Raw genomic sequence first — 11,806 nt, forward strand, 5'->3', positions numbered from 1 at the left:
GCATTTACCCGCTGAACTCGACGATCAGACGGTGCAGACGGTCACACGCGCCCGGGAGTCTGGCTTCGTCCGCGGTGGCGATGCCCAGAAGCAGACCTGGTTGTCGTGCACTTGCGGGACTGAACCAAGCGGATAGCGGCTCAGGTGCAAGGCCCCAAGTGCGAGCCTCCTTCGCCAGCGCGACGTCAGACACCCCAGCACCAAGTCGCACAAGCGCGGCGAGCCCGCCGATGCTCACTTGGTAGCCTTTGTTCTCCAAATTGCTTCGCAGAGCCTCGCCTCTGGCCGCGTACACACGCTTCATGCTGCGAAGATGCCGCATGTAGTGACCTTCGCCCATGAAGCGTGCCGTTGCCAGCTGCACTGCCGGCCCAGGCGCCGAGCCGAGGCACATCACCGCCTCCGTGAAGCGATCGGTCAGCTCCGAAGGCGCAACGATGAAGCCTAGGCGCAGCGTGGGGCTGATGGTTTTGCTAAACGAACCGATATGGATCACGCGCCCGTGACCGTCCAGACCCGCCAACGCAGGTGCAGCGCGGCGTCGGAGTTGTAGCTCGCCCAGATAGTCGTCTTCGACGATCCACGCGCCAGTGCGTGCCGCCCATTCGATCAACGCCACTCGTCGACTGAGCGAGAGGGTGCCTCCGAGTGGCGCCTGTTGCCCGGGTGTGACCAGAGCGAGCACCGCGTTCGGAAAGGTCTCGACACCATAGCCGACGTCCATACCATCGTCGTCGACCGGCACGTCAACGGGAACAAGCTGGGCTAGCTCAAGCGCGCGACGAGTTTGGAAAAACCCCGGATTTTCCATCCAGGCTGCTCCGCCTTCCAAGCGTAGCACCCGCAGCGTGAGCTCCAATGCGCCGGCAAAACCGGCGGTTACGAATAGTTGGGATGGACGGCACGCGACGCCCCGCGCGATCGCGAGGTGTGCAGCGATTTCGCGACGCAACTCCAGCTCGCCACGTGGATCGGGATACGCCGCCGGCATCGCAACCTCACGCCGGGCGGCATTTGCTCGCAAGCGAGCGAATAGGCTTGCCGGGAAGCAGTCGGAGGCTGGTACACCCATCTGGAACATCGCGGGCCCGACGAATAGGTGCTGATAGAGCTCCGGCACATCGTCGGAACCGTTCGGCGGGGCGACCCGCAGGGCCCCAGGATGTTCGGCGACCCGCGTACCACCGGGTCGCGTCGAGGTGATGACCTGTTCGTCAGCCAGCCGCTCGTACGCGGCCTTGACCGTGCCGCGAGCCACGCCCAGCTGCGCCGCTAAGGCACGCCAGGACGGCAACTTCGCCCCTGGTGCCAGCGCGCCACTACCGATGGCGGATAGCACTCCCAGCCTGATCTGCTCGGCCAGCGTCGATGCGGCCGATCGGTCAATTCGGATGTTTAGCCCATGTGTCATGACTCATGGTACATCGGAAAAATCGAGTTTTGGTTCTTTTGGATGCACCTTGCTGGGCGCATGCTTGCGTCATTCCGACAAGGAGGACCCTATGCCGACCAAACGCTTGCTTCTCGCCGCGCTCCTATCCTTTGCACTCGGCGGGACGAATTGTGCACTCGCCCATGATGGCGTGGTGACACCTAACTTCTCCCATTCGATACCCAACATTCCGGGCAAATCGCTCGTCGCGGTGGAGGTCGAATACCCCCCGGCGGGAGCTTCGACGCCCCATCGCCACGCCCGCTCCGCTTTTATCTATGCGTACGTGGTCTCCGGTGCGATTGAAAGCCAGGTCGACGACGGTCCTGCCAAGGTCTACCGCGCCGGGGAGTCGTTCTACGAAGCACCTGGTGCACATCACCGCATCAGCCGAAATGCGAGCAAGAGCGAGCCGGCCAAGCTGCTTGCCGTGTTCGTCGTCGACAGCGGCGAGCAACCCCTTACCACCCCCGACAAATAGGTACTGCCATGTCTCCTCGCATCAATTACACCCAAGTGGCACCTGCAGGCGCCAAAGCGCTCGGCTCTTTGTACGGCTACATCACGCAGTCCGACCTCGATCCCATCCTTGTGGATCTGGTGTACCTGCGTGTGAGCCAGATCAATGGCTGCGCTTACTGTCTGGACATGCATACACGCGACCTCATGAAGCGCGGCGTGACCGTCGAGAAGCTCGCGTTGCTTCAGGCGTGGCGCGAAGCAGGTAAGGTCTTCAGCGAGCGCGAAAAAGCCGCACTCGCCTGGGCTGAAACCGTGACCCGGGTTGCAGAAACAGGCGTCCCGGAGGACGATTTCAAGGCTGCTTCAGCTGTCTTCACCGAGAAGGACCTGGTCGACCTGACGTTCGCCATCGGCTTGATGAATACCTATAACCGCCTGGCCATCAGCTTCCGCAATACTCCGGAAGCTGCATTGCGTGCCGAAGGCTGAGCCGCGGAGAACGTCCCATGTTGGCCCCGCAGCTCCCCGAGATCCATATTCCTGACAGCCGGCTTGCCCAGCAGGCGATCGAGCTCGTCCGCGATTGTGAGAGTGATTTGCTCTTTCTGCACTCGATGCGCGTTTACGCGTGGGGCGCTTTGGCGGGGCGGCGCGACGGCTTGGTTTTCGATCCTGAACTACTACTCGTCGGCGCGTTATTCCACGATCTGGGCCTTGTGGAACGGTTCCGCGGCAGCACACTTCGCTTCGAAGTGGACGGGGCCAACGCCGCGCGCGACTTCCTGATCAGCCACGGTGTCGCCGGGGCCGAAGTCGATAAGGTTTGGGCTGCTATCGCGTTACACACCACCCCTGGCATCCCTCAATTCATGCACGCCGAGGCCGCGCTGCTACATATGGCGGCAGGTATGGACGTGGCGGGCCGTGCCTACGACCAATTCACCGACGCCGAGCGGAGCGCTGTGACGAATGCCTGGCCGCGCGGGACCGACTTCAACCAGGCGATCATCGACACGTTCTATGACGGGCTGAGGCACCGGCCGGACAGTACGTTTGGGACGTTCAACGACGATTTCCTGGCCGCCAAGGACCCTCATTTCCAACGCGTCGACCTGTGCAGCATGATCCTTCAATCACCATGGGCGCGATGATGCGCCTCCGCCATCGCCTGGTCCGGAGCCGCATCATTCGTGGCTCGCGAATTCCTTCCGCCTAGCAACAGCCGGGCCCATTCAACGAGAAGAACCCATGCAATCCCGCACGTTTCTCATTACTGGTGCAAGCAAGGGCATTGGTCGTTCACTGTCTGAACGGCTCGCCCGAGCTGGTCATCAGGTCGTTGGCGTCGCGCGCCAGGCCGATGCGAGCTTTCCTGGCGAGTTGGTTTCGCTAGATCTCGCCGACAGCGTTGCCACCAAGCGTGCCTTGAGCGAGCTGAGCGCCCGTTATGCCTTCGACGGCGTAGTCAACAACGTCGCTGTGGTGCGGCCACAGGCCATCGATGATATCGATCTCGATACGTTCGATGCGACGGTTGCCCTCAATCTCCGTCCGGCGATTCAAACGCTACAGGCCCTTCTACCGGGAATGCGGCAACGCGGCTGGGGGCGAATCGTCAATATCTCGAGCCTGACCATCCTGGGCATGATCGAGCGAACCGCTTATGCTGCCGCCAAGAGCGCGATGGTGAGCTTCACCCGCTCGTGGGGCCTGGAGTTGGCGCGGACTGGCATTACCGTGAACGCGGTCGCGCCCGGCCCAACGGAGACTGTACTCTTCCGCGAAAACAATCCGCCCGGGAGCGTCGGCGAGCAGCGGTACCTCGCCTCGGTACCCATGAATCGGTTCGGTAAGCCAGAGGAGCTCGCGGCGGCAATAGATTTCTTCCTGGGAGAGGAGGCAAGCTTTGTCACCGGGCAGACGCTATACGTGGACGGTGGAGCATCGATCGGCAAGCTGCAGTTCTGATCTCGCTTGGTGTCGGCGTCATCGGGGGCCCCTCCTACAGTAGCCAGCTGTCACATCTTTCCGCTTCGCCTCGGCATTCCCCGTGTCGGCTTTGTGCTGCTAGGCGACGAAGAATGGCGCCCTCAGGATATCCTGACACTTCGTGTCACGGTGCTATCAACGCAGCGCGTAAGATGGAGCATACGCCGATGGCGACTGCGGCCAGCCGGCGCACCTGCTCTGGTTATTCAGAGACGTTGAAACAAGGGGACGTAAATGCGCTCTCTTCGCTCAGAGACTGACGGAAGAACGAGTTTGCTATGGGTTATGACATCCAAGAAATTGAAGTCCGGCTGAAACAGATGAATGCTGAAAAGCAACTTGCCTTTGGCCTGTCTCTCGCCGAGCGCGCATTACCTATGTATCTAGCGTTCCAGGCAGAGACGGCCCACCTTGGCACTGCGCAGGTTTTCGCAGCATATGCCTCACTCTGGAGGGCGATGGAGACCGGTCAGTGGCGGGATGCAAGATTCGTAGAAGCCAGCGATTGTGAACGTGTGATGCCTGATTCTGAAGACTTCGATTCTTTCTACACGTCGGCGGCAATGGATGTCGTGGCGATGTTTTGCGGCCTCCTGGACTTCATCAATCACCGGGACGCGGCGTCGATCATAGAAGCGACAACGCTGCAGTTTGATACGATAGATCTGGCAACGCAGAGGTTGATCGGGGAGTACGGAGTCAATGAGCGCGATCCGATGGTGTTCGGTCCCACATCGATGCTTTCACAGGAACGAAGCCGAATGCAGGCGGACCTGGATTTCCTCGAGGCGAATCAGGCAAGTGCTGCCGAGCTCGCGATCGACCTGCGTAGTCGTATCTGGATGCTCGACTATCGGAATACCAGGTTAATCCGGCTGCCTTCGCTTTCGACGCGCTCGAAGATGTGACCTTAGACTGAAACGCTGCGAGAATGGTTTCTCCACTCTTTGGACGACTCATGGCCGAGCACTGCGAGCCGGGACGCTGCGTCTGGCTTTGTCCGATCTGGCAAATACCATGGTGAAGGAGTCATGGGGTGTGAAGTCGGCGATTGCTTCGTTGGTTGAGGATGTTGCCATCGTTTTTCTTGGTTCGCGCGTGCTCCATACAGAATTCGAGAAATGAAAAAGAGCGCATGCCTACTTGTACTTCTCATTTCGGGTTGTTCGTCGAAGATCAGTCTCGAAGAGGCCGATAACCTGAGCTCACGCGAGGTGGGCCGGACGCCCAACTGCGATGCCCCGCAATTTGTGGGTCGCTTCCCTGGATTCTCGGGAAAGGGCCTGACCTACGAGTGGAGGTGCGCGGCACAGGCGGACGACAGTACCCGATCGCTGTTTGTGGACGTTTCCGAGACGGGCGATGTCGAGCTTCATGCGATGACGACGTCGGTTGATGATCCCGAGATTAATATCTCGATTAAGAAGGAATAGTAGGCTTCAGAGCAGGATGCGCGCCTCATGTTTCCGTACCGGTCCGTGTAAGGTGTTCAGAAGCGCGAGACATACTCTGGTTATTCGGTTGAGCACTAGAGGGGCTTGAGATGAGCCCCGCACTAATCGCATTGCTGCTCTTGAGCGGTCAGTCCGCGACAACGACAGATTGTGGGGGCCGCCTCGCAAAAACCCTTGTTTTCGAAGGCGTAGACAACAAAAGGCCCGAGTCATGGGATGCGGCGTGTGCCAAGTTCGGCTGCAGCGACGAGCAGACCAGGCATCGCGCATCACGCCTGGCGGAATTTGCTCGCAAGCGCGAGGAGGCGAGGGCAGTTGAATCCTCGGGAGCACGCCACACTCCAGGACCTTTGTGTATGACGGCGAGACGTCTGGCCCTAAGCTTGGAAAGCCTTGGGCAACGCCGGGGCAGGGCCGAAGCTCGGGCTGTTTCATCGTGCATCTTTAGCATGCACAGGAACCAGCTTGTGTCGCACCGCTACGCTACCGCGATAAACCCTGGGTAGGTGGTGCTACCGGAACAGGTTGTGTGGTTGGAGCTTGCTGAATGGCCTGGGTCCGTTCTGCTTGCTGCTGAGCCTGGGCGCTCTGAAACTGTTGCATGGCTTGCGGCCATTGGACGCTCGTCTCGGCGATCGGGGTCATGGCTGCATGTGTGGATACACTCGTGAACCGATCAAAGAAATGATCGCGCACGCCTGGCGGTCTTTGTGCTCCCCAAAGGCGCGAACCGTCGTCGGACAGCGCAATCTGGTCGACGCGCAGCAGGCCGTCCTGTCGTGCCGACACGGTAAGTCCGGCGGCCAGGTTGTCGCTGTGGACATCGGAGGGCCGGCCGAGATCCGCGTCCATTCGATACACGTGTGAGCGAACCTGCAGATAAAGTGCGTGGTCCGGGTGGTCAGGATGGTCCAACGGCCGGGTAGCACCTTGCGCGAGCGCGTTCGCGACCCCCTCCTGGGTGCGAGCGCCGGCGATGCCGTCGGCGGCCAGTCCATGCTCTCGCTGGAAAGCTTCCACGGCCGCCTGGGTGCCCGCGCCAAAGCGACCGTCGGCACTAAGGGGCCGGCCCTCCGCGTCGGCGTAGCCAAGCTGCGCGAGCTGGGTCTGCAGATCGGACACGGCTTGGCCATGCGATCCGTGCCGCAGGGCATGCGAGGCGGCTTGTGCCGGTTCAGGCGTCACGTGCGTGCGAGAGTTGAACTCGGGGTCCGCCAGCAGGCGTTCGTGGTGTTCCTGCCTGGCGGCGACGAAGCGTTCAAACGCCGGTACATAGGGGGCAACGTGTTGACGCGACAGCGCAAGAGCTTCTGGGCTGGCGTGGGAGCCATCGTGATGGTAGGCGTAGATGTATTCATCGCCTTGGCCGCGGCTGCGAGCTAGTGCGGCGTTGTCCTTGTAGATCGCCACCAGTCCTTCGGCTTGTCGGGTCAGGTCGCCGATCTGAGCATCGGAGATGCCATAGCTATGTCCCGTTCTCCGTACGAACTGGCCGACTCCGTACGCCGAAGTGGGCCCCGCTGCGGCGTCCGGGTTAAAGCCGCTCTCGAACCGGGCTGTCGCCAGGACGTAAGCCGTGTCCTTGTCATCGATTCCTGCCCGTTGAGACGCCTCCACCAGCGCATCCATCACTGCGGCCTGAGTCTCGGCGCTCGCGTCACCGTGGATGTGTGAGTTGCCGGCGAACCGGCCGGGTGACCGATCGATCGGGTCGTTGTAATGCGATAGCCGGGAGTCCACCTGGTCGTCGCGATACGCCGGCCCGCGAGGCTGTAAGTACGGCGCGTAGAGGTCCCTTTGATCGTCCATGTTCCACTCCTATGGCAGGCTAGTGCGCGTAGCTCATCGGCGCCTTAGATAGGCCCAGGTTCTTCGAAACCCGCATAAAGTCGGCGGTGTTGGGATGCAGCGATTGCGCACCGGGTAGCGATGGGTCGGAAACGAAAGCCGGATCGCTTTCCGTCAAGCGCTGCCCGTCCGGCGCGTAGACGTGATGCCATTCGCACGATGCGCAGGTATGAGACACGTCCCCGTATTCGACGACGAAGAAGGGCTTGGCGTTTGCCGCGTGTGTGCAGCTCAACCCCACCGGATCGTACTTTTCGAGGCCCCGCGGAGTGGGGACGACAACAGGCGGCGACGCACCCGAGCGGAGGACCAGTTCGGTGCGCGAGCAATCTGAGCCCTCTCCGCTGCAGCGAAGTACCATCGTCGAACCACCGCAGGTCTTGGCGACGGCCGGGTGCGCACTTTCGGCCAATGCGTGTGACGCTGCACTGCTCGCAATCACGAGCACGAGCGCGGCAACCGCGTGATGTGGTCCAGCCATCGTCTTCTCCTCGTCCACTTATGCGTCAACGGTAGCCTGTACGTCCGGCAGATCAAGCCAATGCTCCTAGGCCTGGTGGTCCAACCGTTCGTGACGCCGCAGCCCAATTTCGAGCGACGGAGTTTAGCCATACAGGGCGACGATGACTTGATTACCGACTTCAGTTCCGCTTGTGCGGACTTGCTCAACCGAATCGGGTTTGACAAAAACTACAATCCGGACGCCGATGGCCGACTCCTCGAGAAGCTGATTGATGACCTTTTCGAGTAACGAGTCGCGCCCTTCACCCGGGGAGAAACAATCCATCTAGCCAACACGAGGCGTAGCTCCGGTCAAGCCGGTGCGGGCGAACCTGACGAGAATTTGCCCCACCTCCCATAATGGGCGGCTCGAGGGTATGTGCTGAACGATAAGTAGGGGTTCGATCTTTCCCGTCAGCTGTATCGCGAAGCGGCTAGTAAGCTCTCGCAGCAAGACGTCATGCTGATGGCTTTTCGTGGCGTATGCTGACCAGTTCACGGTGCGGGCATCGGGCCTGATTTAATATGGCATCGAACTCCGAATGCTCCGCCTTGAAGCCGAGCGCCTGGCCGACTTCGTGCTCACGCCGCGGAATGCCCATGCCGAAGGCATGCACTCGTATGCACCGCTGAACCCTCCGCTTGCCCTCCGCAATCCGGCGTTTCGAAACGCCATTGGCGAGCAGTGGATAGCAGCTCGGAACGCCGACATATCGGAGTTCGGGGTCCCGAACCGGGGAGCGGCTCAATGGCCTAGTCCGGTGCCGTTCCGCATTGGCAGCAATTTCGCTCTTGAATCTCATCGTCTCGCCATTTCTGCCTCTGTGCACTCCTGGTCGAAAGTGGACGTCAGGGTAGGGCGATTTGCCCATGTTATCGCGGGTGAGAGGACTACTGCCGCCCACGCGGGATTTGTAGCGGCTAGGGCAAGACGAGCACCGGACGCGGGTGGCGTCCGATCTCAGAGCGCGTCGAAGGCCGATTGGCACGGAAGAGGCGGGGCGGGCCATGATGCTGCAGGACCGTCGCCTGCGGCTTAACATAGATCGTGATGAAATCCGAAGGGGATGCCCGGTGACGGAGTACCGATACACAGCAAACGACAGGGTAGAGCAGCTACGCGCGCTTGAGCAGTCTCTTGTTGACCTCATTCCTCTGGTCGAGGCCATCCCTGCAAAGGCCGACCTTGCCCCTCGATATCGATGTGCCCTGGAAGAGGTGAGGGCGCTGATGGACGGAGGTTTCGAACAAGGAGATCTGTCACAACTTTCGCGGGCAATTCCGGACGCATTTCCTCGTCACAAGGACTGGATTCCGCCACTCGAGTTATCCGAAGACGGGCACTGGCAGGAGCCGGAATGGTTCAAACGATTGGAGTCCAAGCTCGCACCGGTGCTCAACATTGCTGCGAAGCTCCGCGTAACCGGCTTTTACTGAGTGTTTCAACTGCGCGCTTCCGGCACGTGGCGGGTGATCGACTACCTGTTGTCCGCCGTTGCAGCAGGAAACCGCGGAGGCGATGCGCGAGCGTTGAACAGCTACCTCGCGATAGTCGAACGGAAGGTGGGATGCTTGGTTATTTCAAGGAGATATCCGTGAAAGTTAGCTTTAACGTAATTACGGCGATGCTCGTCTTACTTGCCATAAACCTCCTTGCAGGTCTGTGGGGTCTTCCGCTGCGCGTGATGAACATTACGTGTGTCCTGGCCTTCGTCTTCTTCGTCTACACACTGCTGCCGTCATCTCTCAAGGGCTTCGCGCTCACCCTCAGGGAATGGGGCGACATCTACCGCCGTGAGATGCACGGGATCGACGTCCCCACCGCGTCCGACTTCCGCAGGGCGGCCGGAAGGTCCCTCTCCGTTCTGACGGCGGTCGTTCTGTTTGGCGCCTGGATGCAGTTCTTCCGGCGCGATGTGGGGGGCCTCGTATTCATGCAGTCCATGGCGGTTCTGTTCGGCATGGAATCGGGCTTCGTCATCGGTTACATGGTTGTCATCCGGCGTCGTAGCTCACCACCGTAGTACGTCTTCATCCCTGATGTCCGAAAGCTGGCGGCCTCGAATGCCGGCTAATCCCGCTACGTGAACGGAGTAAGGTAGTGCGCATAATGTATATTATGTAAAATCGCGACATCGTGTTTTCAGCGGCGTGCCGACCCCTCCACCGCGTGCGTCGATCGCTGTCGTCAGTCGCTAAGTGTGTCGCCTCGCCATAAACCCCGTCGTTGGCCAGTAGCCCTGTCGTTTCGCAACGTCTGGGTTCGCTAACTAACTGATTCAACTCACCTGCATCCCAGGCCGAACCGCCGACAGACTTTGTGGCCGGCTTCCCGCGGTCATTAACGGTGTCGCCGTCTCCAAGTAACGACGCCGTTTGCGGCCACGTTCCTGACAGCCGCTGTTTCTTTGTCCAGCCATCGTATTGGCACCGTCGTCCTGACCCAAGCGCCGTGTAACCGCATCGGATCTCGCTCCGTTGGGCCTACCGCTCCCAATCCATGTCCTTGCCGCGGATCTCTCTTTGATTCGGATCGCCTCGCTCGCGTTCCTTGCCGTCACGTCCTTTCGCAGCGCGCTCGTACGCGGCCTGTATCCCGCGCAGTTGCTCGTGGGTTCGAAAGATATCGCTGATCTGGGCCACATGGGCATACTCAACGATACCGTCGCGCGCGGCGACCAGTAACGTACCCCCGCCGCCCGTCGGGTGCTTCAACCGTCCACTGACGTCTGCCAGTAGCCGAAGGTACGCGTCGCACTGGCGTGCGTTTGGCTCGCCGTCTGCAGCCAGCATGGCGTGGGCAGTTCGCCGGCAAAGCTCAGGAATCGTACAGGCACCCAACTCGCCACCGACATACGCGCGTTCGGCCAGCTTGGTCTCCAGCCGTCGGTTGGTCAGCTCCACCTGGTCGATACGCACGAGGCTATGGATGGCGCGGCTGGTGTCAAAAAGCGCCTTGCCGTTCGGCGCTTTGTCCATGGCCATTAAAAGGTGAGATCGCTTTTCGGCCTCCTTCGGATCGCGATTTGTGGCGCGCTTGAACTCGAAGAGGCGGAAGTGGCGTGGGGCCTTGATGAGAACATCACCAAGCGACTGATCCAGAGGCGTCTGTTGCAGCAGATCAACGCCGCTCACCACAGCAGCGCCACCCAGCCGTGTCCCCATCTCGATACCGAGCCCGTACAGGAAGGTTCCAATTAAAGTGTTTTCGTACAGATCCATGCATAGGCACCGTTCTGACCAGAGTGATAGACAAACCTAGTTTTGATGGCGGTCCGCACCGCCCCGCGCGTCCCCGCTTCCCGGCGTAGGCGTCAGCACCGGCCCAAACGTGGCCTCCCGCGCGCGGACCAGTTCCTCGGCGGCCGGTCCATACCGCACCCGAGAGGTCTCCTGGGACGATACCCACAACGCACGTAGTGCGGTGACCAAGCCCACCCCTGCAAGACCCACCGCGCCAGGCGCCCAGGGCGCGAACGACAAAACAGCACCGATAAGGGAGCGCGCACCGGTCGGCAGGAAACTGGGGAGGTCCAGGATCGCCAAGATGAAGACGCCGAGCATCAGGTTTGCGATCACCGTCTCCTGTGCCTCATGGCGTCCCTCGCGCGCCGCGTACGCGTCGGCTACCTGCAAGGCCATGGCATCACGATGCTTGTGCGCGTAGTCGCGCAGCTGCAGCTCGAGCACGTAACCGTCGTACTCGTCGTGTCGCACGGCCTCTCCGTGGCTCGCCAGCCTGTTGACGATAGCCTGTGCGATCAGGCCGAGGCCTGGAACCGCTAGCGACATAACGAAGGCAAACGTCAACACGGCGGCAAGCACATCGCCGATGCTTTGCAGCCACCTGTCCGTTGGCGGGACGGGCCATGTCATGAGGCCCGAGCCAGTGCGCCACGCCAGCCAGACATCGGCGAAAAGGATGATCGAGGCAAAGCGCAACGTCCAGGCGAAGTCCCACGCTCTTGCAACATACCCCAGAACATCCGGCGTGCTGCCGGCGTCATCGCCCGTTTTTTTAGCGCTCATGCGTTCCCTGCTTTTGAAGTGAGTCGCCTACAGGCTAGCGCGAGCACATCTCAGATCCTGAGACGCACGCCAAGAACGCGTTCACACCCGT

The 11,806-nt window shown here is 60.8% G+C and carries 13 protein-coding genes; 8 read left to right on the plus strand and 5 right to left on the minus strand.

The features are described from left to right. Nucleotides 1-4: 4 nt before the first annotated feature. Nucleotides 5-1,411: a PLP-dependent aminotransferase family protein gene (locus J2X58_RS04965; protein WP_310046735.1), complete on the minus strand. Its 1,407-nt coding sequence runs from the start codon at nt 1,409-1,411 to the stop codon at nt 5-7. 91 nt (nt 1,412-1,502) lie between these two features. On the opposite strand from J2X58_RS04965, the gene J2X58_RS04970 reads away from it, so the two are divergent. The 6 genes from J2X58_RS04970 to J2X58_RS04995 all read left to right on the plus strand — a co-directional run bounded on the left by J2X58_RS04970 (nt 1,503) and on the right by J2X58_RS04995 (nt 5,316). Then, a complete protein-coding gene (locus J2X58_RS04970; protein WP_310046736.1) occupies nt 1,503-1,913 on the plus strand; it encodes a cupin domain-containing protein in 411 nt (136 codons plus the stop codon). Nucleotides 1,914-1,921: 8 nt separating this feature from the next. Further along, on the plus strand, nt 1,922-2,383 hold the full coding sequence (locus tag J2X58_RS04975) for a carboxymuconolactone decarboxylase family protein (protein WP_310046737.1): 462 nt from the start codon (nt 1,922-1,924) through the stop codon (nt 2,381-2,383). A gap of 17 nt (nt 2,384-2,400) precedes the next feature. Continuing rightward, nucleotides 2,401-3,045 carry an HD domain-containing protein gene (locus J2X58_RS04980; protein WP_310046739.1) on the plus strand — a complete coding sequence of 215 codons (645 nt, stop codon included), beginning with the start codon at nt 2,401-2,403 and terminating at the stop codon, nt 3,043-3,045. Between the two features lie 97 nt (nt 3,046-3,142). Next, nucleotides 3,143-3,862: an SDR family oxidoreductase gene (locus tag J2X58_RS04985; protein ID WP_310046740.1), complete on the plus strand. Its 720-nt coding sequence runs from the start codon at nt 3,143-3,145 to the stop codon at nt 3,860-3,862. A 299-nt stretch (nt 3,863-4,161) separates the two neighbouring features. Then, on the plus strand, nt 4,162-4,791 hold the full coding sequence (locus J2X58_RS04990) for a DUF416 family protein (RefSeq protein ID WP_310046742.1): 630 nt from the start codon (nt 4,162-4,164) through the stop codon (nt 4,789-4,791). 213 nt (nt 4,792-5,004) lie between these two features. Next, on the plus strand, nt 5,005-5,316 hold the full coding sequence (locus tag J2X58_RS04995) for a hypothetical protein (RefSeq protein WP_310046743.1): 312 nt from the start codon (nt 5,005-5,007) through the stop codon (nt 5,314-5,316). A 504-nt stretch (nt 5,317-5,820) separates the two neighbouring features. Here the strand turns inward: J2X58_RS04995 and J2X58_RS05000 are convergent. Both J2X58_RS05000 and J2X58_RS05005 read right to left on the minus strand, forming a co-directional pair. Further along, nucleotides 5,821-7,146: a peptidoglycan-binding protein gene (locus tag J2X58_RS05000; protein ID WP_310046745.1), complete on the minus strand. Its 1,326-nt coding sequence runs from the start codon at nt 7,144-7,146 to the stop codon at nt 5,821-5,823. 19 nt (nt 7,147-7,165) lie between these two features. Then, nucleotides 7,166-7,684, minus strand: a complete 519-nt coding sequence (locus J2X58_RS05005; RefSeq protein WP_310046747.1) for a hypothetical protein — start codon at nt 7,682-7,684, stop codon at nt 7,166-7,168. Nucleotides 7,685-8,694: 1,010 nt separating this feature from the next. On the opposite strand from J2X58_RS05005, the gene J2X58_RS05010 reads away from it, so the two are divergent. After that, the gene (locus J2X58_RS05010; protein WP_139206035.1) at nt 8,695-9,123 is read left to right on the plus strand and encodes a hypothetical protein; all 429 of its coding nucleotides are present in this window, start codon (nt 8,695-8,697) and stop codon (nt 9,121-9,123) included. A gap of 131 nt (nt 9,124-9,254) precedes the next feature. Further along, a complete protein-coding gene (locus J2X58_RS05015) occupies nt 9,255-9,710 on the plus strand; it encodes a hypothetical protein (protein WP_310046750.1) in 456 nt (151 codons plus the stop codon). Between the two features lie 460 nt (nt 9,711-10,170). On the opposite strand, the gene J2X58_RS05020 is transcribed toward J2X58_RS05015, so the two are convergent. After that, nucleotides 10,171-10,908, minus strand: a complete 738-nt coding sequence (locus J2X58_RS05020) for a hypothetical protein (protein WP_310046752.1) — start codon at nt 10,906-10,908, stop codon at nt 10,171-10,173. Nucleotides 10,909-10,944: 36 nt separating this feature from the next. Next, entirely contained in the window at nt 10,945-11,715 is a 771-nt protein-coding gene (locus tag J2X58_RS05025; protein ID WP_310046753.1) for a hypothetical protein, read from the minus strand. Nucleotides 11,716-11,806 lie beyond the last annotated feature (91 nt).

The organism is Luteibacter sp. 3190, from assembly GCF_031456385.1.
In the GTDB taxonomy this organism is placed as follows: Bacteria; Pseudomonadota; Gammaproteobacteria; order Xanthomonadales; family Rhodanobacteraceae; genus Luteibacter.

Excerpts from the sequence above, each read along its gene's own strand:
- J2X58_RS05020 (WP_310046752.1), bottom strand. The coding sequence starts at position 10,908 with ATGGATCTGTACGAAAACACTTTAATTGGAACCTTCCTGTACGGGCTC.
- J2X58_RS04990 (WP_310046742.1), top strand. The coding sequence starts at position 4,162 with ATGGGTTATGACATCCAAGAAATTGAAGTCCGGCTGAAACAGATGAAT.
- J2X58_RS04995 (WP_310046743.1), top strand. The coding sequence starts at position 5,005 with ATGAAAAAGAGCGCATGCCTACTTGTACTTCTCATTTCGGGTTGTTCG.
- J2X58_RS05025 (WP_310046753.1), bottom strand. The coding sequence starts at position 11,715 with ATGAGCGCTAAAAAAACGGGCGATGACGCCGGCAGCACGCCGGATGTT.
- J2X58_RS05010 (WP_139206035.1), top strand. The coding sequence starts at position 8,695 with ATGATGCTGCAGGACCGTCGCCTGCGGCTTAACATAGATCGTGATGAA.
- J2X58_RS05015 (WP_310046750.1), top strand. The coding sequence starts at position 9,255 with ATGCTTGGTTATTTCAAGGAGATATCCGTGAAAGTTAGCTTTAACGTA.
- J2X58_RS05000 (WP_310046745.1), bottom strand. The coding sequence starts at position 7,146 with ATGGACGATCAAAGGGACCTCTACGCGCCGTACTTACAGCCTCGCGGG.
- J2X58_RS04965 (WP_310046735.1), bottom strand. The coding sequence starts at position 1,411 with ATGACACATGGGCTAAACATCCGAATTGACCGATCGGCCGCATCGACG.
- J2X58_RS04980 (WP_310046739.1), top strand. The coding sequence starts at position 2,401 with ATGTTGGCCCCGCAGCTCCCCGAGATCCATATTCCTGACAGCCGGCTT.
- J2X58_RS04985 (WP_310046740.1), top strand. The coding sequence starts at position 3,143 with ATGCAATCCCGCACGTTTCTCATTACTGGTGCAAGCAAGGGCATTGGT.
- J2X58_RS04970 (WP_310046736.1), top strand. The coding sequence starts at position 1,503 with ATGCCGACCAAACGCTTGCTTCTCGCCGCGCTCCTATCCTTTGCACTC.
- J2X58_RS04975 (WP_310046737.1), top strand. The coding sequence starts at position 1,922 with ATGTCTCCTCGCATCAATTACACCCAAGTGGCACCTGCAGGCGCCAAA.